The organism is Xenorhabdus taiwanensis, from assembly GCF_036512875.1.
In the GTDB taxonomy this organism is placed as follows: Bacteria; Pseudomonadota; Gammaproteobacteria; order Enterobacterales; family Enterobacteriaceae; genus Xenorhabdus; species Xenorhabdus taiwanensis.
On record NZ_AP028978.1, the window covers coordinates 1,682,692 to 1,708,303 of the forward strand.

The following is a 25,612-nucleotide window of genomic DNA, read 5'->3' on the forward strand; positions in this document are numbered from 1 at the left end:
GGTGATGGCTATGTTGGAGTTTCAAATTTTAAATGGATCTCGGAAAGGGAGCACTATAGTGCTCCATTCGAGGGATCATGCACAGCATGCTATGCCTTATCTACTTGAAGACGAAGCGGTTATTATTAATTTTAAAAGCAATATTGATTACTCACAAGTATCTTTACTTTTGCATGAAAATGAAGTTGAGTTCACTCAGTGTGAGTATGATTCAAAAAGTAATGCATGGATCTACTCTTGGATACCTAAAAGATTAGGAGGACGAATTTATGAAAGTTTTTTCCATAATTATTTTGGTGTTGCAGAACTGTATCTTATTTTATCAACTGGTGAGCAGCCGGAATATATTGAGTTAGAAAATCTTGATGTTTTGGCAAAAAAGATTAACGCAGAGCGTGTTGAACAAATGTTATCATTTTTGTCTAAGCATAATAATGAGGCGTTATGTGCATTTTTTAGAGTAACCCGCCGTAATGCTGGCTACAAAGATGGTGACACCCCAGCCGATATTTTTCTAGAGTGGATAGAGCAGAATACTAATATACTGCTTAAACTTATTGATGATATTCTTGCAGAACCTGTTAAAAAATTAATATCAACTTATAAACTAATTACCCCAACATTAAGTTCTAATATAGATGATCGAACGTTAGGATGGTTATGTGATAATGTTGAAGAGCTTTTTGAAACTGAAGATGAAGCAGGAGCAATTATTAATTTTAATGGTGATTATTTTGGTAGCAAAAAAATTAGGGAAAATGTACTTGTCAATGATACAGATATTTATGAGAATCAAGTAATACATGGATTTGTCCATACTTTAAAAATGTCAGTTTCAAGTTTACTTGCAGGATATGATTCTGACTCAATTACTAAAGAAAGTCGCACTGAGACTAATGGTTACATTAGTTTTTTTAGTCAACTTAAAAAGTTCCAGAGACAAATAAACCAGAAGAAAATAATAAAATGTAATGATATTCTATTTTTATTAAATAGAATACAAAACAAAATGCAAAAAGTAATACCAGTGAAAAGAAGAATTGTTGGTCTTCCATCATTAACAATGAAAGTTAAATATAATTGTGCTTATCTTTCTCTTTTTAATAAAATAATCAGTTGGTATAGATTTGGTAGCCCTGACTGGAGCAAACAAGAGGAACTTCTATCTATCAAAAGCATTCCTAAATTATTTGAATATTACTGTTTGTTTTATCTAAAAGAACAATTAGATAACAATTTAAAAATGCAACCTATATTAGAAAGTGAAGATGGGAAATTAGATTTTTCTTATCAAGTTAGAGAAGCTGAGATTTCATTGCAATATGAACCTAAATATTGGATGTCTAAAAATAAAAATTCTGAGGCAGCTGATTTAGTTAATACTGAGGGATGGACGTTATATAATGATTCATTGCGCATAAGAAATCATCATAAAATATTTTCCTATCGTTCTCCTGATTTTGTTTTTAGAGTAAGAAAAGGAAACTGCATATTTCATTATATTTTAGATGCAAAATATACCACTCCTAAAAAAGCATTTTCACATTATTTGCCAGAATTAACATTGAAATATGTTCATGGATTACATTCAAGAGATGGCGAAAGTACTTTATTAGGTTTGACATTAATTATTCCACATGAAGAATCGAAAGTTAACCATTTTCACGGAGATGACTTTAATATAATTTCATCTAAACCGGTAATTCCTGCATTGAATATTGCTTTAGTGACGCCGGGAAATGAATTTTCAGGGAACGATGATTTTGAAATAGTTGTAGATAAGATTTTGAGTTTGATGTTAAAAAATGAGAATGGAGCTGAAAACAGAAATCAATATTTAAGGTTGGCTTAGATTTAAATTGCGTTTTAATGAATTTTTAATAAAAACGCCCACTGTTTTAAATAAGGGCGTTTAGTTGTCTAAATTTTATTTAGATAGTTTGGGGACTTGGATTCACATATTAAGTGCAACACCGTAATTTTAAAGTTTTTTACTTGGAGTACTTTGGAGATATCACAATCATAATTTCTTCACCTTGTTCAGCTATACTCGTTTCATCAGTATCGTCTCTTCCGTTTTAGTGCCACTGTGTAGTTATCTGAATCCTTATCTAAAATTCAAGCTAAAAATAGATTGTCGATATAACTCAACTAGTTGCACCAACACACAATGGGGCTTAAATGAGTTAGAGTAAACTGCCAAAGCTAGTCTTATTATGAAGTTATATTTGACAAATTAAATTCCAATTAATCCATAACACAAGTTGTTGACCTTACTCACCACAGCCGCTAATATTTCACTTACACTAATGAGCCATCGCCTGTCAGGATCGCCTTCGGGTGGCGAAACAAAACTCTTGTAGCCTGAAAGAGAGAGCAATAATTGCGGTACATCTGCCCACCTTTGGAAGCAGATATTGTCAAGACACCTAAACCCTCGTCTGGCAATGAAGGTCTCTTAAACTAATAGATAACCCAAAAGGATATCTTTCTCTTGTTACCGAAGTGTATTGAACGTGGATTCATACACTGGCATTTCAAATCGACATAAATTCTATTTATCTTCAATGAACAACAGGATAGCTTTTGCGCATCCATTCATATTTTTACCTATCCCTGTTTGAATTATTCAACAGACAATTTTTCTACTGCTAATCCATTAACATGACTACCGTTTAACATTTAACCTTACGGCGTTTTGCGATGTCTGCTGGCATTTCAACGCTCGCACAGCTTTTGTTGATCGTTCGCGGAACTCAAGGCGTCACTTTTTGCCGGTTTACCGCTGAAAGTGACGCCGTAGCCAAAGAGCAACACAATTCTGACAGGCTCTGGACTGATTAACCACCCTGTGAATCTGACACTGCATTTTATAGATTGAAAAAAGAGAACTTGACGATATCGAGGCTGGCTTTTAGCCGGTGGGGATGACCTGTTAACACAGGCGGCAGTACTGAGTACTCAACCGATACCCCGCAATACCTCAACTTGCGTTCACTCTGGCGCACAGATATCGATCAAGGATAAGGCAGGTATTTTCTGTTTTGTCCGAACTGTCGCGCGCCAGAGATTGCATGTTGTCAGGTATAAGTAAGGAAATTGATGAATTGGCTGATTGAAGAATTAAGCATTCGGATCGCTGCCTGTTATGTTGCGTGGGTTTATAGCTGTTAAACTTAGTCGTCCAGTTATTGATTCAGATAAAGCAATCAGTTAAAGTTCTCCCGCCATTGGCACAATCCAATGGTAAGGTTTAGCAGCCTTAAAGAGTAACCCCGCTGGTAGGAATTTCTACCAGTGGTGCTTGCTATCATCCTTTCAATGGTGATTCAGGCAGGGGAGGCTTCGGCCTCGCCGGATGGTTACTCCCGGTCTGCTAACCCTGCTTTGAATCACCACCATCAATGATCAATTAATGGAAGGGGTAGCAGGAATGAATAACAATGTTAAAAATGATTGGCATCAGGCCGATATTATTGCCGCATTACGTAAACGCGGTACAACTTTAGCGGCTGTTTCTCGTGAGTCGGGACTTAGTTCATCTACACTAGCAAACGCATTCAGTAGGCCTTGGCCTAAAGGCGAATGGATCATTGCTGATTATCTTGGCATCCATCCCTCAGAAATCTGGCCAAGTCGTTATTTCGATTCTCATACTGGAGAATTATTAGAAAGGAAAGCCCGCTCTAAGCCACAGGAATAACCCGTTTTAATTTGTGATCTAGTTCGTAAAAATGATAAATGTTTATATGAAGCCTTGAGCATGAAATGGCAGCCAAATGTGACCATTTTCAAATTTCATGGCTTTTTTGCTTTAACGTGATGATTAAAAAGTTATAAATCTAATTTCTACGCACAATCGACCAGATTTAACGTAGCAAAATAATGTGGGGGTACAACTGGGGGCAGGGCGCGAGCATACTTTTTAAAAGTCGATTGAATGGATACGAGAGACATGATCTAATTGGCTTTATTTTCCTTTTCATTGCTCGCTTATGACCCTGATTGAACATTTATCCGTTGTGAAAGAAACCCGCTCTGATATCAATCGCCAGTATGATCTGGTTGATGTTATTTTCCTCGTGGTCAGTGCCATTATGGCGGGAGCCGAGGGCTGGCAAGATATTGAGACTTATGGCCGGGCTAAAATTAAGTGGCTGAGAGAATACCGCGATTTTCTCCACGGAATACCCTGTCGGCACACGATTGCGCGAATACTGCGTGCTATCGAACTGGATTCTTTACTGAAAGCGTTACTGAACAGGGTCAATGAACAGCGTGAGCTGGGCGGTAAACCGCTTGTCGCCTTTGACGGGAAAGTCCTGCGACGGGCTTACCGGAATGAAAAGAAAAACGCAGTCCAGTTAGTTACCGCGTATGATACAGAACGGGGATTAGTGCTGAGCCAGAAAGTCACAGCCACGAAAAACGGAGAAATCAGTGTCGTTCGTCAAATGCTGGATATCCTCAATCTGAAAGGCAGCATTGTGACGCTTGATGCCCGGCATTGTCAGCGTGAAACCCTACAAAAAATCAGTGAAAAGAAAGCCCACGTTGTTGTTCAGGTGAAGAAAAATCAACCTCATCTATGGGACGTCGTTCAGTCTCAGTTTCAGCGAGTATTTGATGCCGGAAAAGAAAAAATCATCACGGAAACGAAACAAGAAGCGCATGGTCGCCGGGAAGAACGTTATGTGTTTCAACTCAAGCCACAATTTCCCCCTGATATGGCGGAAAGATGGTCAACCATTCGCAGTATTATTGCGGTCGAACGACACAGGTCAGAAAACGGCAAAGGCACGGTAGATACGTCCTATTATGTCAGTTCGCTGTCTCCCCGGCATAAATCATTAGGGCACTACATTCGCCAGCATTGGCGCATTGAGAATAGCCAGCATTACATCCTTGATGTGGTTTTTAAAGAGGATGATTCACGAATTGTTTTGGACGGAGCCATTGAAAATTTAGCGTTATTCCGGCGTATTGTATTGAATATGGTCAAACAATGTGATTGTGGGGCACCAAGCCAACGAAATAAACTTAAAAAAGCAGGCTGGAGTGATGATTATCGTGCGCGAGTTTTCTTTGTGTGAATATTAACCAAAGTATGCTCGCGCCCTGCAACTGGGGGTATGTGACTTTTTTGATAAAATTAATTTATTAAATATTAATATGTTAACATGCCAGTGTTGCGCTCTCCTCTCGGTAATAGACCAATAGCAGATATAAAACCTTTGGAATTACTGGACGTTCTTACGAGAATGGAAAAAAGGGGTGCTACAGAGAAATTAAAAAAAGTCCGTCAGCGTTGTGGTGAAGTTTGGAAGTATGCAATTATCACAGGTCGAGCTGAATATAATCCTGCCCCTGATCTTGCCAGTGCTTTTATTCCTCATAAAAGAGAACACTACACACACAGCTTATTAATTTCAGACCTCGCGTTTTGCGGAGTTCTTTGTTTTCTGGGGGATGGAAGTCTACACCAGTCACAAAATCTTTGGCGGTCAAAAAACAATTATTTTATTTCTGTTATTATAATGTTTAAAAACATCACTTTTTAAAACTGGTAATTTTGTACTTTGGGGATATCAGTATTACAAGATATATACCGTCAGAAAGGAGAATGTTATGGGGTGGTATCGACATTATTTTAACGATATTTATAAATTACCCTTACAGGAAGCAGAAACAGATAGCGTGAAGCTTGTGGTCAGTCATGATGAACAATATCATTATTTTTTGGATATACCGAAACATCAGTCAGGCCCCAGGCTTAATATTTTTGGACATGGAGACCCCAGCAGAGCTTCTTTTCAAGGACACTCGGTAGAACGCCCTTTATCTGGTACTGAAAGAGCTGGGTTTCCTTGCCGAGAGAGATTACCTCATGCACAGCCTTTATCACCAAACGACCTTGCAGAAAGTATCAAACCACTAATTTCAAAATATTGCATCCGAAGTATTCGGTTGGTTGCGTGCTACACCGGAAGAACAGGCTTTGCTAGGGCGTTATCTTATTTTACGGGGTTGCCTGTTAAGGCTCCAATGCACCATGTTGATGCGATGGAATTTGTTACTACAGGTCGTTACTGGATAATAAAACCACAAGAAGAGTTAGAGGGAGCGGAACGAAATTTCCATTGGTTTGGGCTTGCTCAATAACCACTGTAGTGTATACGGAATGAGCCATCGAACGAGAATACCCATCATGCTATATAAATAAGTTGATTATTTGATTTTCAACGGAAAAGAGATCATCCCCATGCAAGATGAATTTGATGGCTTTATTCAACCTGTCGGTGAGACCGACTAGTTCAAATCCCAATATGAGAATCCCCATAACGGAACAAATTCAGTTGATCGTGACAGTCAACTCCTATATTGCAATTAAATCAATATATTAAGTGTAATTTTAACCATTTCTATCAACACCCCGGATTGATATAGAAAGCACTTGTAATTCCCCCGAATTCGCTGTCTCTTCTACACAAATCCCTCGATTGAATCGAGGGATATTTTTGAACCTTTTTCTGCCTGGCTGATCTCAACAAGAAATACCACGTTGAGGTAACGTATGATGTTTTCTACAAATACTGAGCAATGGGCAAAAGAAACTTTTCAATATGCCGATTTAGGGGATAGTCGCCGCACTAAGCGCCTAGTCAAGCTGGCTTCTTCTCTTGCAAATCATTTAGGACAGTCTCTCGTGCAGTCTTTAAAATCACCTGCTGATATCGAAGCCGCTTATCGTTTCACTCGTCATTAAGCTATTAATCCTCACGCTATCGCAGAAGCTGGCTTTGGTCGCCACCGCTGAGCAGGTTAAGCACTATGATTGCCTCCTCGCTCTTGAAGATACGACCTCGCTGGAATTTACCCACCCTACGGTTCGAGATGAGATGGGGCACACCACATCCAATAAACGTTCCAGAGGTATGCATGCGCATTCCGTTTTGCCCTTTGCTCCTGATAAGCAGCAGATTATTGGGCTCATTGAACAAGCCCGTTGGACGAGAGACCTTCAAGCTTACGGGCAAAATCAACATCATGCGAGCAGAGCTTACAAAGACAAAGAAAGCTATAAATGGGGACGGGCTTCACGCGCAATAGAAACCTGCCTCGGTGCTGACATGCGGAAAGTTATCTCTGTCTGTGACCGAGAAGCGGATATTATTGGGGCAATGACCTACGGTTTGATAGATCTCGATTACAGGAAAAAGTAATATTGTAGAAAATAAAAAACCCCTAGTATGATACAGGGGGGTTTCTAGTTAAAATTGTCGATCATGGTCTAGTGTGGACATTTTGTGGACACAGACAGACATAAATTTATAAATATCAATAAATTAAAAGGGTATCTTAAACACCATGCCAGTGTTACATAACCGTATTTCTAACAAAGAGCTGAGAGAGCGCATGTTGGCTGAAATTGAACCACGCACTACTATCTCTTTTTATAAATATTTCACCATTTCCGCACCACAGACTTTTCGCGATAGCCTGTATCAAAAGTTTACCGAGTTATCTGTCTTTGGGCGGGTTTATATCGCCAAAGAAGGCATCAATGCACAAATTAGTGTGCCTTCCAAAAATGTCGATGCGTTGAAAGCATTATTGGATGAGACCGATCCGGCATTATATAATCTGCGTCTTAATATTGCGTTAGAAGATGATGGTAAATCATTCTGGGTATTGCGTATGAAAGTACGTGAGCGCATTGTTGCAGATGGCATTGAAGATGAAACTTTTGATTCATCTAACACAGGCGAATATCTGAAGGCGGAGCAGGTTAACCAAATGTTAGATGATCCTGATACTGTCTTTGTCGACATGCGTAACCACTATGAATATGAAGTTGGGCATTTCGAAAACGCGATTGAAGTTCCATCAGATACGTTTCGTGAACAGCTGCCAATGGCTGTAGAAATGCTGAAGGATAATAAAGATAAAAATATTGTTATGTACTGTACTGGCGGAATCCGTTGCGAAAAAGCAAGTGCTTATATGTTGCATAACGGTTTTAGCAAAGTTTACCACGTAGAAGGTGGCATTATTGAGTATGCCCGCAAAGCGAAAGAACAAGAATTGCCAGTTCGTTTTGTTGGTAAGAACTTTGTCTTTGATGAGCGTATGGGGGAGCGTATTACTGAGGATGTTATTGCTCACTGCCATCAATGTGGAGCGACGTGTGATAGCCATACCAATTGTAAGAACGATGGTTGCCATTTGTTATTTATCCAGTGCCCATCTTGTGCAGCGCGTTTCGAAGGCTGTTGCAGCGATGCTTGCCGTGAAGAGATGAAACTGCCAGAAGACGAACAGCGTGCCCGTCGTGCAGGGAGAGAGAATGGGGTTAAGATTTTTAATAAGTCCCGCTATCGATTAAATGATGGTTTGAATATTACATCACTGCAATCTATTAAATAGTAATGCCTTAAGTAGTAGTTGTTTCCATTTTTTAAATGGTGGCTTTATTCTCTGTACTTATTTATCCCATTCACATCATTTGTTATGTGGATGGGATTTTATACTAAAACAGGTTATACAGAAGGCTTAACAGAAATATTTAAAAATATTGTAAATAAAGAATAACTCTATTTTGTTAGATACCCATATTTTTTCTATAATATGCCTCTTGTGAGAGTAAACTGTACTATTGCTAATTTTTAAAGTTTTGGCAATTTTATGGGTATCCATTTCTGACATCCAATAATAGATAATACGATCTTCCTGATGACTAAAAATAGAGCTATGTGCATTAAAATTAGAGAAATAACATTGAATATCATATGATGCCATTTCATTTAGGCGTTCAAGTAATATCGTAATATCTTTTTTTTGTAATATAAAATCTTTATTTGTCAACTGGATAGGTGTTTTCTTGGTGAGGTATGTTTTGTCTACATAAATATAGTTGCGAGAACCATAAACTGAAGAAATTAATAACTCCAGTTGTTCACAATATTCACTGTAGTAACCATAACGAGTCAAATTCGCTAAAATAACATCTGGAGAGAAGGCAGGCAAAATATTTATAGCATCACGTATTGAGACAGCACCTAAACAGAGGATATTTGTATTTTCTTTTAGGGATTCAATAATTCCCAGACGTGTATAATAGCATTCATCAATGACTAATAGTTTCATTACTTGAACATCCTTGTTCTACTATGGTTATATTTAAATAATCAGCTTAATAGCTAAGCATTAGGTGGGTGAACACGGATGTATAATACAATATTATGAAGGATAATAAACAAGATAGATAATTTTATTGGTTGATATGTGTTCAGTTGCGCATTTGGGACACTCAATATATTGAGTGTCCGAATGTGTGGAAGTGTTAAATCTGGTTATTGTTAATGTTTAATATGATCAAGTTGGCTGTATTCTGAGGATTCTATTTTTTCAATCCCGGCTTGTAAAATGAGGATAAGCTGTTTGGCTACGCCTGTTGTTAACCATAACGTTTTGTCAACACTGACATTTTCTGTTGTTTGATCTTGGGTGGATGAGTAATGAAGGCGTATCATCATGGCGTCATAGGCATCGACAATGCTGATATCCCAACCTACAACAGGATGTGTTTGAATTATTTCATTTTCTTTTCCCATATAACCTCCTAATCAGACTACAGAATCATTATTGATATAATTGACTAAGAGCAGAATGCCTTGTCTAAGACAAGCCCTTAGCAGTATAAACCTTTTTGGTAATCTAAAAAGTGAAAAAAGCAGGATTTTTTGCATCGGAACTGAGAAGAACTATTATGGGATGGGTGTAGTGGTCGGGATTGTGCGGAAATAAAGAACAATTTCCGCACGAAGGGGCGTGCTAAAGTTACTCACATACCCTTACATCCCATCCTGCATCTTCCCCTGCAAGGAATGGAATTAACTTTTCGTCACCACACTCGATGTATTCAACAATGGGAGTTGGCTTGCGCGTGAGTTCGATAAGGCCATCATTAACCGGCAAACCGTAAAATGCAGGGCCATTCAGAGAGCAGAAGGACTCGAAATATTCCATTGCACCCATTTCTTCGAAAACAGTGGCATAGGCTGCCAGAGCGGTTGGAGCATTGAATACGCCTGCACAGCCACAAGAAGATTCTTTGCGGTGCAGTACATGAGGAGCAGAATCCGTGCCTAAGAAAAAACGGTTACAACCACTGGTAACTGCTGCACGGAGGGCTTCTTGATGAATATTGCGTTTTAGTACAGGTAAGCAGTAAAGGTGGGGACGAATACCACCAACCAGCATGTGGTTACGATTGAACATTAAGTGCTGTGGTGTCAACGTCGCGCCTAATTTATCGTTGCCTTCTAGAACATATTCTGCGGCTTCTTTGGTTGTAATATGCTCGAAAACAATTTTTAACTCAGGAAATTGCTGACGCAATGGTTCCATCACCTGTTCGATAAAGCGCGCTTCACGGTCAAAAATATCAATATGAGAAGCGGTAACTTCCCCGTGGATCAGCAATGGCATACCTATCTTTTCCATGGTCTCTAATAATGGATAGATCTTTTTGATATCGGAAACACCGTAGCTGGAATTTGTTGTTGCGTTGGCGGGGTAAAGTTTGCAAGCGGTAAAAATGCTTTCTTTATAGCCAATCTCAATTTGATTGCTGGCTGTTGAATCTGTCAGATAACAAGTCATAAGAGGTTGGAAATGATGATCTGACGGTGTCGCTGCAATTATTCTCTCTTTGTAGGCTTTGGCGCTGGCAACATCTGTCACTGGAGGGACGAGGTTGGGCATGACGATAGCTCGGCCAAAAAAACGGCTGGTATGGGGGACAATGGTCTTTAGCATATCACCATCACGAAAATGGACATGCCAGTCGTCGGGGCGGCGGATTTTAATTGTATATGGTTCAGTGGTCATGGAACCGGCTCCAGAATATAAGTGAAAAATGATGGATGCTGATTCAGCAATCCTTAAGCCGGGGGAGAATGATAAAGTGAAAATAGCTAAATAGCTATTATTGAATGATAATATTCTCTAAATTTTAAACTTATCTGGGTGAGGGTACTTAGAGGAAATTATCGTATCAAAAAAGGAAAAAATAGAAGTAACAACACGAGGGTGAATTGAATTTGGCTCCTCCAGCTGGACTCGAACCAGCGACATACGGATTAACAGTCCGCCGTTCTACCGACTGAACTATGGAGGAACTCCTTCAAGACGGGGCGAATATTAACGGTGTTTTTTGCATTTGTCAAAGCAAAAAATAGTAATAACTGTTTGATTGCTTGTAACCTGTGCGTTATGTGTGTTTTTTGACTTAAAACTGACTAGTTATGGCAAATCGGGGAACAGAAATAGGGTATAGGAGTAAGTAACCGAAGAAAAAAACAGAAGAAAGATCCTCGAAAAGTAGAAATGTTAAGAAGGGGAAAGATAAAAAACAGAAGACCAGAAAGCAAAAAACCTGATCGGTTAACCCAATCAGGTTCTTCAGAATATTTGGCTCCTCCAACTGGACTCGAACCAGTGACATACGGATTAACAGTCCGCCGTTCTACCGACTGAACTATGGAGGAACTCCGTTTAAGTGGGTCGAATAATAACGGCATTTTTCACGTTTGTCAAAGCAGAAAATAGCAATAAGTGTTTGATTGTTTGTAATATGTGCTCATTGGGTTGTTTTTGATCTTTTTAGCATACAAGACTATTTGAAATAGAGAAGAAACGGGAAATAAAGAGATGGAGATAAAGGGGGGGGGATAACAATGGAGACCCAAAAGAAAAATCCCGACCAGCAAAGCTAATCGGGATTTCCATAAATCTGGCTCCTCCAGCTGGACTCGAACCAGCGACATACGGATTAACAGTCCGCCGTTCTACCGACTGAACTATGGAGGAATTGAGCTGTTCCTGAGAACGGAGCGGATAATACAGTGAATGGTTTTATGTTGTAAAGTAAAAAAATCAAAAATAAAACCAATTGATTTGTTTTTCGCCGAAATGACTTTTTTGCTGTTTTTTTTGCTTAAAAAATATCTAATAATTTGAGTTTTTATTGATTTTGTAGTCTTTATTGTCTTTTGTTTATCTTGGAAAAACTCAGCTTATTTTATATTCGTTATTTTTATCCCTGTTTTTATTGGATTCTAAGTAGAAAACACAAGATATTACAAAGTAGATATGTGCAGGATTGGTTTTTAATAGATTCTGGCAACAAGTGTAGAATACGTTGATCTCAATAATGGGAAACAAAAAATCAGAATGAAGAAAAACGGCTTCCCAATTGGGAAGCCGCTTAAAAAGGATTAGGCTAAGTTACTTTTCTCAACCTTAACATCACGCTAACTTATCTAGAGCGAAATATTTGAATTTGGCTCCTCCAGCTGGACTCGAACCAGCGACATACGGATTAACAGTCCGCCGTTCTACCGACTGAACTATGGAGGAATCGGGTTGTTCTTGAGAACGGGGCGGATATTAGCGATGAACTGGAATAGTGTCAACGCAAAAATTCTTTTTTCTTACCGTTTGCTCATAATGTGATCTTTTTGGTTTGTTGTTGTACTATTCTATTGAATCTACTAGATTTATGCACTTTTATTAACCATGTTAATAGATTGAGCATAGGGTGATTGTTCCGAACAAGCGAGCATAAACACATCATAAAAACAAACCCCCTGTTTCTTCTGCATGATATGCTTGATGTCGTCTTTGATTATATTTGGTACTTGAGGATGAGTAAGTATCTTATTGATCGCTTTCTTAGAAACTTGCTCGTTGACAAACCATTCACCGTTATAGCATACCCGTAAATCAAGTACGTCAATATCTTCAAAATGATAGACTGGCTTGATGTCAAATAGCAGAACGCCTGCCATAGCAATAAAGGCTAGAGTAAATGCAAAAAGAGACCAGATGCCAAAATAGGGGGCGTACCACATGAGTATAGCAAGAAAAGCATAGGCAATGATCATCGCCAGACACAAATAGGGATGATGGCGAATAAAAATGCTGTTGAAATGGACTTTACCATCACGATGCTCTTTAAGATTGATTCGCTCAAGATCCTGAATCAATATCTGTTTTATGATTTTCATAATACTAACCCACTCATTTGTAGAAATTGTGTCGTAAAAAATGCTGTAAAAGTCGTGATCGAATTGAAAGTTAGGGCATTTTCAAGGTTAGCATGTCCTGAACCTATATCTGTATAGCAATTGCTTTAATTTATTTGGCAAATTGTTATTGTTGGCAAGCAATATCTTGTATTTTTCTTGCTAAGAAAAAGTTGAATAAATCAAATAAAATTATAAAAAAACCTGTTTATTATGTTATTTTGTTCTAATATTGAGCGTCTGAGTTTTTTTTAAAACGATAATACATAAAAAGGTTGATATTCGTGTGCGGTCATGCGTTAATGCGTTTGGCCTGATTAACAGACCTACTTTATGTACGACATATTGAGTTAATGAGTTATGTGTAAGTGCTATCCCTCTGGTAGCCTTTGTTGACCGTTTCCTTCTTAGTGCCTCCATAAGTAATAGCTGATACTGGCCAACACATGCCCGAGGTGGCGAGTTTTTTTTGATATATAGGAAAGTCAAATGTCTGACAAAATGAAAGGTCAAGTGAAGTGGTTCAACGAATCTAAAGGCTTTGGTTTCATCACTCCAGCTGATGGTAGCAAAGACGTATTCGTACATTTCTCTGCCATTCAAGGTAACGGTTTCAAAACCTTAACAGAAGGCCAGAACGTAGAATTCACCATTGAAAATGGTGCCAAAGGCCCAGCAGCAGCAAACGTGACTGCTATCTAATTTCTGCCTTTATGCCTTATTTAAGCTCGCCAACGCGAATGCCGTGGCGGGCTTTTTGTTTTTCTGCACCGTGTTTTCTGTACCATAAAATTTATTTCACGAATCTCATTTTATGTGTTCAATCCTAAAATTTCCGCAGGTCATTTATTTAGTTGATAAAAAAATAACATAATGAAAGTAAGTTGGGAAAGCGGAAAGCTATTTCTGTCCTGTAGAACAATCTGCCAGTTTAAAGCCTTTACTTGTTAATTTTAACTGTTTATACTTCCCCGCAAATTCTATTGGAGAACGATTAATTGGACAGTCAAAGTTTTTGGTTAAATAAAAAAATAATCTGGTAAGCTGTTCATATCCCTTCGATTTGCTGCTTACCTGAAATGGTGGGCGGTGCTACTTTAACTTCATGAGTTGTACCCACCTGAAGAAAATTTATCTGATATTAGAGATCTACTGAGTTGGAACTCTTAGTCAGGCATCAACTAAAGGTATATCGGGGTATACATGATGTGGTCATATATTCACTCCTTATTCCCTCCGGGAACATACAAATAATCGATTAAAGACTCGTTGTCAGAATATTCTATGTACGATGAAGAGATGATCTCTTCAGGCTATTCTTTGCGTATTAGTTTTATAACGAATTAAAACTCAACCAATAACAAGCTCAGAAAATAAAATTGAATGAGCCAGCCTCTATGTACATAATTTTCTGCACCTAACAGGAATTAATCAATCAAGTTCACAATCAACAAATTGAAGGGCTTAGAGTACCTTTATCCATTTGATGTTATGGAGAATGCCATGTTGTTAACATCTATTGCAATGCACTTACTATCTGCGCTGTGTTTTGGGGCTTTGATTGGAGCAGAACGCCAATGGCGTCAGCGTATGGCGGGGTTAAGAACTAACGCTTTGGTATCAACAGGTGCTGCACTTTTCATGATTACTGCAATGAGCGCTTCTGAGGGAAATCCTGATCGTATTGCTGCACAAATTATCTCTGGCGTTGGTTTTCTTGGTGCTGGTGTGATTATGCGTCAGGGAATGAGCATTCGTGGTTTAAATACAGCAGCGACATTATGGTGTTCAGCGGGGATAGGGGAGTTATGTGGTATGGGGCAATACTGGGCAGCAGGTATTGCTACAGCGATTATTCTCTGTGCGAACATTTTATTACGGGAGATCGCACAACGAATTAATACTCAGCCTCACCAGCAAGCCTTAGATTTAGAACAGCGTTATAAGATCCATATTATTTGCGACATAAATGATGAAATTCTGGTAAGGACTTTGATTTTACAAGCACTCAATGGGTTAGGTGTCAGATTGCAGTCATTGAGCAGTGCAGATGCCATTCAGCCTGACAGGCTTGAGGTTTGTGCAGAAATATTAGCAACACCTGCGGAGCAAAAAGAAATCGAATCGATTGTTTGTCGAGTAAGTTTGGAGAAAAGCGTCACTTCAGTTAATTGGAAAATTGCGGCTGAACTACCGGCTTAGAATATTCTTTTATTTTTAATTACATAATTTTATATCAATAAGGAGTCAATATGGACGACGTCCCTCACCCTACACTAAATGAGATGTTGCCTATGGAATAAGTAATTTTGTTTCTCAGATAGGCAACGTATAAAAGCTTTATATGGAAATTATCCCTTACTGAAAGGGATGATAGCTATTGCAGATTGAATATAGAGAAAGCGTTATGACTGAGAAATACACCAATAAACCAGCCAATTTTTTCAAGGAAAAAGAATTTATCGTCGCGAAACGAGCTAATCAAAGCCTTGAACATATTCTTACTGATCTCAACGCCAGCACATTGGGTTTAACTGATGATGACGCCGTAGAACGTTTGGGACAGTATGGCATTAATGAAGTTGCACATGAAAAAACACCTCATGCCCTGATACAACTTACTACCGCCTTCCACAATCCGTTTATCTATGTATTGTTATTACTAGCTGCTATCAGTTTTTGTACTGAATATTTGTTGCCATTATTCAACGGAGAAGCAACAGAACTTACAAGTGTCATTATCATTCTAATAATGGTTACATTAAGCGGATTACTTCGGTTCTGGCAGGAATATCGAACAAATAAGGCATCGGAAGCCTTGAAATCAATGGTGAATACAACAGCAACCGTTTTGAGGCGTCCTTCCGATAATACTAAATCACAGAAAAAAGAAATCCCAATCAAGTATCTGGTTGCGGGAGATATTGTTTATTTATCTGCCGGAGACATGATCCCAGCAGATCTTTACTTAACCGATTCCAGAGATTTATTTATCAGCCAGGCAATTTTGACGGGGGAAGCGATCCCTGTCGAAAAATATGACACGATGGCACATGTGAGTGCCAAGACAGCTCGTCCTGATAATGTATCTGAAATAGAGTTATTTGAATTTCCAAATGTCTGCTTAATGGGAACCAATGTGACCAGTGGTACTGCAACTGCGGTGATTGTAGCGACAGGAAAGCAAACTTACTTTGGTTCACTGGCAAAATCTATCGTAGGAACACGAGCACAAACCGCATTTGATCACGGTGTTAATAGTGTTAGCTGGCTGTTGATCCGTTTTATGTGGATCATGGTACCAATTGTATTTTTAATCAATGGATTAACAAAAGGAGATTGGCTTGATGCGGCGTTATTTGCACTGGCGGTTGCTGTTGGTTTAACACCTGAAATGCTGCCCATGATTGTCAGTTCTAACTTGGCAAAAGGGGCTATTGCTATGTCAAAGAAAAAGGTCATTGTCAAACGACTCAATGCAATCCAGGACGTTGGTGCAATGGACATATTATGTACGGACAAAACAGGAACGCTGACGCAAGATAAAATTATTCTCCAGCATTATTTAGATACAGAAGGCAAGGAAGATGCTTCTGTACTCCACTGGGCTTGGTTAAACAGTTTTCATCAAAGTGGCACCAAAAACGTAATGGATCAAGCTATTGTTAGGTATGGATGCGATAATTCAGACCTTGATTTCCTCCGCAGCTACAGAAAAATTGATGAGTTGCCTTTTGATTTTGTTAGACGCAGGTTGTCAATTTCTATACAGAATTTGTCTGATAACTATCAATTAGTTTGCAAAGGAGCCGCAGAGGAAATGCTATCAGTTTGCTCCTATATAAGGATAAAAGAGAAAATTATTTCTCTAACTGAAGAAAGCCGCAACAATGTAATGGAATTAGTTAGCAGTTATAACGAACAAGGTTTCAGAGTGTTAATCTTAGCGACTCGGGAGTTAAGTCACGATGAAGTGAAACACTCACTTTCTGTTGCAGATGAAAAGGAGATGGTGCTACAAGGTTTATTAACATTTTTAGATCCACCAAAAGAAAGTGCTGCAATGGCAATTGCGGCATTAAGGGAAAATGGTGTTTCAATTAAGGTACTTACCGGAGATAATCCTGTTGTTACGGCGAAAATTTGCCGAGATGTGGATTTAGATTCTGGAAATATTCTTATTGGCCCTGATGTTGAACTAATGAGTGATGAAAACCTTTCAAAAGAAGTGGAATTAAGATCAGTCTTTTGTAAGTTAACCCCTCTGCAAAAATCACGCATTTTAAAATCATTGCAAAATAATGGGCATACTGTTGGTTTTCTTGGTGATGGAATAAATGATGCCCCAGCATTACGAGACGCTGATGTTGGAATTTCAGTGGATACAGGGACGGACATCGCAAAAGAATCGGCAGATATCATCCTGCTTGAGAAGAATTTGGTGGTTTTAGACGAGGGAGTAATTAAGGGAAGGGAAACGTTTGGGAATATCATCAAGTATTTAAATATGACGGCTAGTTCAAATTTTGGAAATGTATTTTCTGTATTAGTTGCCAGTGCATTTATTCCATTTTTACCGATGTTAGCCATTCATTTGCTTGTACAAAACCTAATGTACGATATTTCTCAACTGTCGTTGCCGTGGGACAAAATGGATAAGGAGTTTCTGAAAAAAAACCGTAAATGGGATGCAAAGAATATAGGGCGTTTTATGCTCTGGATTGGTCCTACGTCATCTATCTTCGATATCACGACTTACGCTGTGATGTGGTATGTATTTGCCGCTAACAGTATAGAATATCAAGCATTATTTCAATCGGGGTGGTTTGTGGAAGGATTGCTATCACAGACCTTGGTTGTACATATGTTGCGCACACAAAAAATTCCTTTTGTGCAAAGTACAGCAGCGCTTCCTGTTTTATTAACGACACTAATAATAATAGTACTTGGTGTTTACATTCCGTTCTCCGCATTTGGTACCCTAATTGGGTTACAACCACTACCGTGGGAATATTTTCCATGGTTAATTGGGACATTAATAAGCTACTGTATCATTGCTCAAATGATGAAGCGGTTTTACATTCATCGATTTGGTGGATGGTTGTAAATAATTCTCATTAAATAATATCTTATTTTGTGTGGTTAAGGGAGTAATTCATACGGAATATATGACATTATGATTCTTATCATGACGAACTTTTTGCAGATATTTAGAATAGGTCTTGATGTTATTCTTTAAAAAAGAACTGCCTATCACAACAAAAATTAATTTAAGGAAACAATAGAGTTACATTTATCTGTTATTTTTTTTATTTGAAACGGCAAATTAATCTATCTATTACTATTTATTTCCAAGGTTAAATAGGATGAATTGCTTTTTTATATCTATTTTTACATGTGGCTTTATTTATTTTCATTCTAATTCTTTATTCGTCTTTTAATTGGGTTTTATGTGATAGTATGCTGTTGCCAAATTTGCATTTGGGGATTATTTTATATTTATATTTTTTGTTATTTAAGCAAATTAATTTTTGGTCAATAAGTTATCCTGTTTGAGAGTTTAATTGCTGATTTGCCCGCACTGAGAAACTTTATAAAACATTTGTCATTCTTATCATTTTCGCTGTGGGTGTGAAAATTATTGATTAATTTTATTTATTTATTGTGTGTATGAACCAACTAAAGAGGGGAAAAAATCAGCAAGGGATTCTTAGTTAAATTTATGTCACAAGCAGGTGGTGTATGTATTTGTTTAGTTTAGTAAAATTTATTGATTATGATGGTAAAAAATATACTTGATAGATTGCGGAGGGGATTAAATTCTGTTTAATTAGCAAAACATTGCTAGTTGAGTTTACTGGGTATGAAGATGCAGATGTTTTTTTATTTCAATATCATACTGTATTTTATCTTATTTTTGTGATCTGTGTGATGTTTATACTCAAAGTGAGGCGTGTGTATTTTTTCTTCTGTTTGAAAATACTGCGATTATAAACTAAAAATGATCATACTGATAGCTTTTCAATAACTAGTATTCACATTTAATTAATAAATTTGGCATGACTATGATCTAAATCAAGTTATAGTGGAAGATGAGTACCTAGCTACATTATCAAGATGCAAATTTTATTAGAATATTGATAATTTAACTAAAGGAAAGATTTTTTATCGTTATTTTGTATTTATAAGTTTAATAGATCGTATAAAACCAAAAACGCTGCCTAATATTTTTATTTAAATAATTTAACTTATTAATTGTAGACTATTTCTCGTTTTTTTTTGCTTGAATAGTTAATGAGCTAGAATCATAATAAAAAGCACAAGTTTTGTGATCATGATCACATAATATTTAAAATGACATATGTTCTCCGTTGTATAAGTTGATGATTCAGGAGTAAAGTTAATTAGCATTAAGAATATTCTTAATCAATTGTGGCAAGTGCATTACCCAGATGACGCAATAATACTTTTACAACCCATTACCGAAATATTTTAGAAATTGGGCGATCCCAAGAGTAATACAAAGGACAGTTACTGCTCTGGCTAAAGATGTATATTTCAGTTATGTCGGAGATTATTGAATCTCATGCTACTGGTAATTTTGTCGTGAGTGATTCTTTGATCACTTAATTTGATTTTTTCATGTAATCGGACGGGATATATAGAAATGAGTACGGCTGAATTGCTCAAACATATTTATGACATAAATTTATCGTATTTGCTTTTGGCACAACGGCTAATTAACCATGAGAAAGCATCTGCGATGTTCCGTTTAGGTATTAGTGAATCGATGGCTGATACGTTGGCCGAGCTGACATTGCCTCAGTTAGTAAAATTAGCTGAAACAAACCAACTGATTTGCCATTTTCGGTTTGAAGACCACGAAACCGTACAGCAGTTAACTAAAGAATCGCGGGTGGACGATCTGCAACAAATTCATACAGGTATCTTACTGTCTACTCATCTTTTTCAGCAGTTATCCGCCCAGGATGACACCTCAATCAAGAAAAGAGCGTAAAGATGGTTGAAAAAAGTATTGTTCAGGAAGCGAAAGATATTCAGCTGGCAATGGAACTCATCACTTTAGGCGCACGATTGCAGATGCTTGAAAGTGAAACACAACTAAGCAGAGGCCGGTTGATCCGGTTGTATAAAGAGTTGCGGGGAAGCCCACCGCCTAAAGGGATGCTCCCCTTTTCGACGGATTGGTTTATGACCTGGGAACAAAATATTCATTCGTCAATGTTCTACAATGCTTACCGTTTTCTGTTGAAAAGTGGACATTGTGAAGGCGTGGAAGCTGTTGTCAAAGCTTATCGTTTATATCTTGAGCAATGTCCACCGGCGAGTGAAGAAGGGCCTGTTCTGGCATTAACCAGAGCTTGGACATTGGTTCGTTTTGTTGACAGTGGGATGTTACAGCCAACACAATGTCGCTGCTGTGGTGGAACTTTTATCACACATGCTCACCAGCCGGTAAATAGCTTTGTTTGTAGTCTTTGCCAGCCCCCTTCACGGGCAGTAAAAAAACGTAAACTTTCCTCTCAACCTGCCGATACTAATTCACAACTGCTGGATGGATTTGCTCAGCAAGCTGTGTGAATTTAAATGGGAAAGTAAAATTCAGGTTACAGGTTTTTGATTATAAACTCTGTAACCTGTCGTCACACTCTTCTCCATTTATCGATTCTCTCTGTTCAGATCCCATCTGCTCACCAACTTAGCTAAAGGATATCGCGTGTTAGTACTTTTAGGATATATCGTGGTTTTTGGTGCGGTAATTGGTGGCTACCTGCTTGTCGGTGGTCACATGGGCGCACTTTACCAGCCAGCGGAATTTTTGATTATTGCAGGGGCGGGAATTGGCGCTTTTATCGTGGGCAATAATGGCAAGGCGATAAAGGCAACACTGCGTGTTTTACCGAAAATATTGCGCAGATCAAAATACAACAAAGCGATGTATATGGATCTTATGGCGTTGCAGTTTCGTCTGTTGTCCAAATCTCGCCAGCACGGGCTGCTGGCTTTGGAGCGGGATATTGAAAATCCACACCAAAGCGACATTTTCACCCAGTATCCTCGTTTGTTAAAAGATCAGTATTTGATGAATTTTATTACTGATTATATGCGCCTGATCATCAGCGGTAACATGAATCCTCATGAAATTGAAGCCTTGATGGATGAAGAAATTGAGACTTACGAACAAGAAAGTGAAGTACCAGCGACGAGTTTGGCGATGGTTGGGGATTCACTGCCAGCATTCGGGATTGTTGCGGCTGTTATGGGCGTTGTTCATGCATTGGGATCTGCGGATCGTCCGGCAGGAGAATTAGGTGTATTGATCGCACATGCGATGGTAGGAACATTCCTTGGGATCTTATTGTCTTATGGTTTTGTTTCCCCTCTGGCAACACTCCTTCGTCAACGCAGCAGTGAGCAGGTTAAAATGATGCAATGCATCAAAGTGACACTGCTTTCCAGTTTGCATGGTTATGCGCCACAAATTGCAGTTGAATTCGGTCGTAAAACGTTATTCCTCACAGATCGCCCTTCATTCACAGAACTGGAAGAACATGTTCGTCGGGTTAAATCCCCTGTACAACAAGAAGCTGAAGAATAATTATGAGAGCGAATAATGTTTCTGTCGTCAGAATAAAGAAGCGTAAAAAACATGATTCGAGTCATGTCGGCGGATCATGGAAGATTGCTTATGCTGATTTTATGACTGCAATGATGGCATTCTTTCTGGTTATGTGGTTGATATCGATAGCCAGTCCGCAGGAATTAACTAGCATTGCTGAGTATTTCCGTACTCCTTTAAAGGTAGCGATTAATCAGGGACAGAAAAGCAGCGATAGCACCAACCCGATCCCTGGAGGAGGGGATGATATTTTCCAACAGGATGGGGAAGTTTTTCGTCAATCTAATCTCGTTGAAGCTAAAGAAGAAACTCGTCGCTTAAATCGGTTACGCCAGCAACTTGACCAATTGATTATTACCGATCCTCGCCTTAAAGAGCTGCGTCCTCATCTATTGATTGACATGATGGATGAAGGTTTACGTATTCAGATTATTGATCGAGAAAATCGCCCGATGTTCATGATTGGCAGTTCGAAAGTCGAAAGTTACATGAGCGATATCTTGCGGGCAATTGCGCCGATCTTGAATGATATTCCAAACAAAATCAGTCTTTCTGGTCATACCGATAATTTACAGTATGCTAACGGTCAGCGGGGTTACAGTAACTGGGAGCTTTCTTCCGATCGTGCCAATGCATCAAGGCGTGAATTGTTGATAGGTGGTCTGGATGGTGCCAAAGTGCTGCGAGTAGTGGGTATGGCATCGACTGTTAGTATGCAGAAAGATATTGATCCTAATGCACCGGTTAACCGTCGTATCAGCATTATTGTACTAAATAAAGATGCAGAAAAAAGGATTGAGCAAGAAAACAGTGGCGGTAACGCCATAACCGCTAACAACAGTATGGATATGCAAGAAGTCATCAGAATGGATTCAAATGAGGGAGCGGCTGCTCAGCAATCTACCGAACAATCCCATGTGATCATAAAACATGAAATAACAAAATCGGAACAGCCATCGGCTGAACCGTTGAGTGATAATAAGATGACAGAGTAAGTAACGATGGATATTACCGCGTTTTATCAAACTTTTTTTGATGAAGCAGATGAATTATTAGCTGATATGGAGCAACATTTATTGTTGCTTGATGCCGATGAACCTGATCATGAGCAGTTAAACGCAATATTTCGCAGCGCCCACTCCATTAAGGGGGGCGCTGCGACTTTTGGTTTTGCCAAGCTGCAACAGACCACACATGTTTTGGAAAATCTGCTCGATAGCGCCAGACGTGATGAAATACGTTTGACCATTGACATTATCAACCTGTTTTTAGAAGCGAAAGATATTATGCAGCAACAATTGGATGCCTATAAAAGTTCTCAGGAGCCGGATGAAGACACATTCAATTATATCTGCGAGACACTGCGTCAGCTTGCATTAGAACTACAACAAGGACAGCAGGAAAAAGAATTTTTTGCAGCAACACCTGAGATTCAGGCTGAACTTGTCACGGAAGATGCTGTAAATGAAGTTGAGGAAAAACAGGCAGTAGCATCGGTTCAGTCCGAAGAAAATCAACCAGAGGAGAGACATACTTCAGCAGATAAATCCAATCATGGACAGATCCGTGTTCATTTATCTGGATTGAAAGAACGCGAAGTCAGTTTAATGAAGGATGAATTGGGGCATCTTGGTGAGATTTATGATGTAGAACAGACTACCAATAGCTTTGAAGCCTCATTGATCACATCTGCGACAGAAGATGATATTACGGCTGTATTGTGTTTTGTCATTGAACCAGAGCAAATCACTTTTTTACCAACAAATGAGTCTCAGTCAGAAGGCGCGGACATTGAAACAGAACAAGGTGCAGCAGTAGTAAAAGGTGATGCTGTAGATGCCATAGCAAAAACGGATACGGTAAAAACTACGGCAGAAAATAGTACAACAGACAGCAATATAGTAAAAGATACTACCACAGCAACAAATACGACAATTACAAATAATCCACAGCCGACTGATGCTGCGAAAAAAACAGATGTGCGTGAAGTTGGACGTCCGGCGCCACGTCCAGCAGCGGGATCGCCACGTCAACGTGCGGAATCATCCAGTATTCGTGTTGCCGTAGAAAAAGTTGATCAGCTTATCAATTTAGTGGGTGAATTGGTCATTACCCAATCTATGCTGGCCCAACATTGTAACGGTCTGGAACCGACCAAACACAGTGAATTGCTGAGCTGTATGGCCCAATTGCAGCGAAATTCCCGTGACTTGCAAGAATCTGTCATGTCAATTCGCATGATGCCGATGGAATACGTTTTTAGCCGTTACCCGCGTTTGGTGCGGGATTTGGCTGGAAAACTCAATAAAAAAGTGGAATTGACACTAATTGGTAGTTCGACAGAACTGGATAAGAGTTTAATTGAACGGATTATCGATCCGTTAACCCATCTGGTACGTAACAGTCTTGATCATGGTATCGAAAGTCCGGAAAAACGCCTTGCGGCGGGTAAACCAGAGACAGGTAATTTGACTTTGGCGGCTGAGCATCAAGGTGGAAATATCTGTATTGAAGTTATTGATGATGGTGCGGGTCTGAACCGTGAAAAGATCTTAGCAAAAGCACAATCTCAGGGCTTAAGCGTCAGTGAAAATATGAGCAACGAAGAAGTGGCAATGCTGATTTTTGCCCCTGGCTTCTCTACCGCAGAAGTGGTAACTGATGTTTCTGGCCGTGGTGTTGGCATGGATGTGGTCAAACGCAATATTCAGGATATGGGTGGGCAAATTCAGATTAACTTCCAGGCAGGAAAGGGAACTGTCACTCGCATTTTGCTGCCACTCACATTAGCGATACTGGATGGCATGTCAGTCAGAGTCAATGAGGAAGTTTTCATCCTGCCACTGAGTGCCGTAGTGAGTTCATTGCAACCACAAGAGGAAGATATTTATCCATTGGCGGGTGATGAAAAACTATTGCTGGTACGTGGGGAATATTTACCTCTGCTTGAACTGTATCGCATATTCGATATTCCTAATGGAATCACTGATCCAACGAAAGGCATTGCTGTTATTGTGCAGAGTGCCGGACGCCGTTATGCCTTGCTGGTGGATAAACTGGTGGGGCAACATCAAGTTGTTGTTAAAAATATTGAGAGCAATTACCGCAAAGTACCGGGTATTTCGGCGGCCACCATTATGGGGGATGGTAGCGTTGCACTCATCATTGATATTCCTGCTTTGCAAAAACTTAACCACGAACAATTGGCTCAGCGCAAAACATTTCACACTAAAAGGTAACATTATGTCGGCCATAGAAGAATTTAATAAATTATCGGGGGAAACAACCGGAAAGGAATATCTGGTTTTCACCTTGGGTGATGAAGAGTATGGAATTGAGATATTAAAGGTGCAGGAAATTCGCGGCTATGACCAAGTTACCCGTATTGCAAACACACCCGCTTTTATAAAGGGGATCACTAACCTGCGTGGGGTGATCGTTCCTATTATCGATTTGAGGATCAAATTCTCACAGGAAGATGTCACTTATAACGACAACACTGTTGTGATTGTCCTGAATTTGCTTAACCGTGTTGTTGGAATTGTGGTTGATGGTGTGTCTGACGTGCTGTCGCTGAAAGAAGATCAGATTTGTCCTGCACCAGAATTCGCGGTGACTTTATCAACAGAATATTTAACGGGACTGGGTTCTATTGATGAGCGAATGCTGATTCTGGTTGATATTGAAAAGCTTCTCAACAGTGAAGAAATGGCATTAGTTGATTCAGTTGCCAACGGTTGATTAAAGATTGATATTTTGGGGCTACTGCAATAAAAAACAGTAGCCCTTTTGTTTTAGATCAAAAAAATGCCGCAAAAAATCAATTTTTAGAATTATACGTAAAGTTCCCTTTAAGTGTGCCGATAACTATCTGTAATTC

The 25,612-nt window shown here is 39.0% G+C and carries 19 protein-coding genes, 4 tRNA genes and 3 pseudogenes; 18 read left to right on the top strand and 8 right to left on the bottom strand.

All coding sequences use genetic code 11. The annotated features are described in order from the left end of the window. Positions 1–10 precede the first annotated feature (10 nt). The 9 genes and pseudogenes from ACE1SE_RS07880 to trhO all read left to right on the top strand — a co-directional run bounded on the left by ACE1SE_RS07880 (position 11) and on the right by trhO (position 8,427). Positions 11–1,852, top strand: a complete 1,842-nt coding sequence (locus tag ACE1SE_RS07880; RefSeq protein ID WP_374053349.1) for a DUF2357 domain-containing protein — start codon at positions 11–13, stop codon at positions 1,850–1,852. A 119-nt stretch (positions 1,853–1,971) separates the two neighbouring features. Further along, positions 1,972–2,102 (top strand): annotated as a pseudogene (locus tag ACE1SE_RS07885) (IS982 family transposase); the annotation flags it as partial. A gap of 601 nt (positions 2,103–2,703) precedes the next feature. Further along, positions 2,704–2,844, top strand: coding sequence for a hypothetical protein (locus ACE1SE_RS07890; protein ID WP_374053350.1), 141 nt, complete (start codon positions 2,704–2,706; stop codon positions 2,842–2,844). Between the two features lie 589 nt (positions 2,845–3,433). Then, entirely contained in the window at positions 3,434–3,703 is a 270-nt protein-coding gene (locus ACE1SE_RS07895; RefSeq protein ID WP_338803103.1) for a helix-turn-helix domain-containing protein, read from the top strand. 292 nt (positions 3,704–3,995) lie between these two features. After that, complete coding sequence (locus tag ACE1SE_RS07900) at positions 3,996–5,093, top strand: ISAs1 family transposase (RefSeq protein WP_374053351.1); 1,098 nt, start codon at positions 3,996–3,998, stop codon at positions 5,091–5,093. A gap of 108 nt (positions 5,094–5,201) precedes the next feature. Beyond that, positions 5,202–5,417: pseudogene (locus ACE1SE_RS07905) on the top strand (phage integrase central domain-containing protein); the annotation flags it as partial. Positions 5,418–5,628: 211 nt separating this feature from the next. Further along, positions 5,629–6,162 carry a hypothetical protein gene (locus tag ACE1SE_RS07910; RefSeq protein WP_374053352.1) on the top strand — a complete coding sequence of 178 codons (534 nt, stop codon included), beginning with the start codon at positions 5,629–5,631 and terminating at the stop codon, positions 6,160–6,162. A 415-nt stretch (positions 6,163–6,577) separates the two neighbouring features. After that, positions 6,578–7,190, top strand: a pseudogene (locus ACE1SE_RS07915) (IS4 family transposase); the annotation flags it as partial. A gap of 178 nt (positions 7,191–7,368) precedes the next feature. Further along, positions 7,369–8,427: an oxygen-dependent tRNA uridine(34) hydroxylase TrhO gene (gene trhO, locus ACE1SE_RS07920; RefSeq protein WP_374053353.1), complete on the top strand. Its 1,059-nt coding sequence runs from the start codon at positions 7,369–7,371 to the stop codon at positions 8,425–8,427. Positions 8,428–8,553: 126 nt separating this feature from the next. On the opposite strand, the gene ACE1SE_RS07925 is transcribed toward trhO, so the two are convergent. From ACE1SE_RS07925 to ACE1SE_RS07960, 8 genes are all read right to left on the bottom strand, one after another. Further along, positions 8,554–9,147 carry a LuxR C-terminal-related transcriptional regulator gene (locus ACE1SE_RS07925; protein ID WP_374053354.1) on the bottom strand — a complete coding sequence of 198 codons (594 nt, stop codon included), beginning with the start codon at positions 9,145–9,147 and terminating at the stop codon, positions 8,554–8,556. A 212-nt stretch (positions 9,148–9,359) separates the two neighbouring features. Next, positions 9,360–9,614, bottom strand: a complete 255-nt coding sequence (bssS, locus tag ACE1SE_RS07930; RefSeq protein ID WP_099131256.1) for a biofilm formation regulator BssS — start codon at positions 9,612–9,614, stop codon at positions 9,360–9,362. Positions 9,615–9,840: 226 nt separating this feature from the next. Further along, positions 9,841–10,893, bottom strand: a complete 1,053-nt coding sequence (pyrC, locus tag ACE1SE_RS07935; protein ID WP_374053355.1) for a dihydroorotase — start codon at positions 10,891–10,893, stop codon at positions 9,841–9,843. Between the two features lie 213 nt (positions 10,894–11,106). Next, a tRNA-Asn gene (locus tag ACE1SE_RS07940) sits at positions 11,107–11,182 on the bottom strand. Positions 11,183–11,476: 294 nt separating this feature from the next. Beyond that, positions 11,477–11,552: transfer RNA gene (locus ACE1SE_RS07945), tRNA-Asn, on the bottom strand. A gap of 246 nt (positions 11,553–11,798) precedes the next feature. Further along, a tRNA-Asn gene (locus ACE1SE_RS07950) sits at positions 11,799–11,874 on the bottom strand. 473 nt (positions 11,875–12,347) lie between these two features. Beyond that, a tRNA-Asn gene (locus ACE1SE_RS07955) sits at positions 12,348–12,423 on the bottom strand. A gap of 140 nt (positions 12,424–12,563) precedes the next feature. After that, on the bottom strand, positions 12,564–13,073 hold the full coding sequence (locus tag ACE1SE_RS07960; RefSeq protein WP_374053356.1) for a YlaC family protein: 510 nt from the start codon (positions 13,071–13,073) through the stop codon (positions 12,564–12,566). A gap of 507 nt (positions 13,074–13,580) precedes the next feature. Here ACE1SE_RS07960 and cspE point away from each other — a divergent pair. From cspE to cheW, 9 genes are all read left to right on the top strand, one after another. Then, a complete protein-coding gene (cspE, locus tag ACE1SE_RS07965) occupies positions 13,581–13,793 on the top strand; it encodes a transcription antiterminator/RNA stability regulator CspE (RefSeq protein ID WP_047766586.1) in 213 nt (70 codons plus the stop codon). A gap of 801 nt (positions 13,794–14,594) precedes the next feature. Continuing rightward, a complete protein-coding gene (locus ACE1SE_RS07970; protein ID WP_338885210.1) occupies positions 14,595–15,293 on the top strand; it encodes an MgtC family protein in 699 nt (232 codons plus the stop codon). Positions 15,294–15,498: 205 nt separating this feature from the next. Next, positions 15,499–18,198 carry a magnesium-translocating P-type ATPase gene (mgtA, locus tag ACE1SE_RS07975; protein ID WP_374053357.1) on the top strand — a complete coding sequence of 900 codons (2,700 nt, stop codon included), beginning with the start codon at positions 15,499–15,501 and terminating at the stop codon, positions 18,196–18,198. A 1,560-nt stretch (positions 18,199–19,758) separates the two neighbouring features. Further along, positions 19,759–20,109, top strand: a complete 351-nt coding sequence (flhD, locus tag ACE1SE_RS07980) for a flagellar transcriptional regulator FlhD (RefSeq protein WP_074019618.1) — start codon at positions 19,759–19,761, stop codon at positions 20,107–20,109. 2 nt (positions 20,110–20,111) lie between these two features. Continuing rightward, the gene (gene flhC, locus ACE1SE_RS07985; protein ID WP_193848381.1) at positions 20,112–20,693 is read left to right on the top strand and encodes a flagellar transcriptional regulator FlhC; all 582 of its coding nucleotides are present in this window, start codon (positions 20,112–20,114) and stop codon (positions 20,691–20,693) included. 136 nt (positions 20,694–20,829) lie between these two features. Continuing rightward, the gene (gene motA / locus ACE1SE_RS07990) at positions 20,830–21,711 is read left to right on the top strand and encodes a flagellar motor stator protein MotA (protein WP_374053358.1); all 882 of its coding nucleotides are present in this window, start codon (positions 20,830–20,832) and stop codon (positions 21,709–21,711) included. A 2-nt stretch (positions 21,712–21,713) separates the two neighbouring features. Beyond that, a complete protein-coding gene (motB, locus tag ACE1SE_RS07995) occupies positions 21,714–22,727 on the top strand; it encodes a flagellar motor protein MotB (protein ID WP_374053359.1) in 1,014 nt (337 codons plus the stop codon). 66 nt (positions 22,728–22,793) lie between these two features. Continuing rightward, on the top strand, positions 22,794–24,971 hold the full coding sequence (gene cheA / locus ACE1SE_RS08000) for a chemotaxis protein CheA (protein ID WP_374053623.1): 2,178 nt from the start codon (positions 22,794–22,796) through the stop codon (positions 24,969–24,971). A gap of 4 nt (positions 24,972–24,975) precedes the next feature. Further along, a complete protein-coding gene (cheW, locus tag ACE1SE_RS08005; RefSeq protein ID WP_374053360.1) occupies positions 24,976–25,473 on the top strand; it encodes a chemotaxis protein CheW in 498 nt (165 codons plus the stop codon). Positions 25,474–25,612 lie beyond the last annotated feature (139 nt).

Coding starts and splice junctions, on each gene's coding strand:
- ACE1SE_RS07880 (WP_374053349.1), top strand. CDS start 11: ATGTTGGAGTTTCAAATTTTAAATGGATCTCGGAAAGGGAGCACTATA.
- ACE1SE_RS07890 (WP_374053350.1), top strand. CDS start 2,704: ATGTCTGCTGGCATTTCAACGCTCGCACAGCTTTTGTTGATCGTTCGC.
- ACE1SE_RS07895 (WP_338803103.1), top strand. CDS start 3,434: ATGAATAACAATGTTAAAAATGATTGGCATCAGGCCGATATTATTGCC.
- ACE1SE_RS07900 (WP_374053351.1), top strand. CDS start 3,996: ATGACCCTGATTGAACATTTATCCGTTGTGAAAGAAACCCGCTCTGAT.
- ACE1SE_RS07910 (WP_374053352.1), top strand. CDS start 5,629: ATGGGGTGGTATCGACATTATTTTAACGATATTTATAAATTACCCTTA.
- trhO (WP_374053353.1), top strand. CDS start 7,369: ATGCCAGTGTTACATAACCGTATTTCTAACAAAGAGCTGAGAGAGCGC.
- ACE1SE_RS07925 (WP_374053354.1), bottom strand. CDS start 9,147: ATGAAACTATTAGTCATTGATGAATGCTATTATACACGTCTGGGAATT.
- bssS (WP_099131256.1), bottom strand. CDS start 9,614: ATGGGAAAAGAAAATGAAATAATTCAAACACATCCTGTTGTAGGTTGG.
- pyrC (WP_374053355.1), bottom strand. CDS start 10,893: ATGACCACTGAACCATATACAATTAAAATCCGCCGCCCCGACGACTGG.
- ACE1SE_RS07960 (WP_374053356.1), bottom strand. CDS start 13,073: ATGAAAATCATAAAACAGATATTGATTCAGGATCTTGAGCGAATCAAT.
- cspE (WP_047766586.1), top strand. CDS start 13,581: ATGTCTGACAAAATGAAAGGTCAAGTGAAGTGGTTCAACGAATCTAAA.
- ACE1SE_RS07970 (WP_338885210.1), top strand. CDS start 14,595: ATGTTGTTAACATCTATTGCAATGCACTTACTATCTGCGCTGTGTTTT.
- mgtA (WP_374053357.1), top strand. CDS start 15,499: ATGACTGAGAAATACACCAATAAACCAGCCAATTTTTTCAAGGAAAAA.
- flhD (WP_074019618.1), top strand. CDS start 19,759: ATGAGTACGGCTGAATTGCTCAAACATATTTATGACATAAATTTATCG.
- flhC (WP_193848381.1), top strand. CDS start 20,112: ATGGTTGAAAAAAGTATTGTTCAGGAAGCGAAAGATATTCAGCTGGCA.
- motB (WP_374053359.1), top strand. CDS start 21,714: ATGAGAGCGAATAATGTTTCTGTCGTCAGAATAAAGAAGCGTAAAAAA.
- cheA (WP_374053623.1), top strand. CDS start 22,794: ATGGAGCAACATTTATTGTTGCTTGATGCCGATGAACCTGATCATGAG.
- cheW (WP_374053360.1), top strand. CDS start 24,976: ATGTCGGCCATAGAAGAATTTAATAAATTATCGGGGGAAACAACCGGA.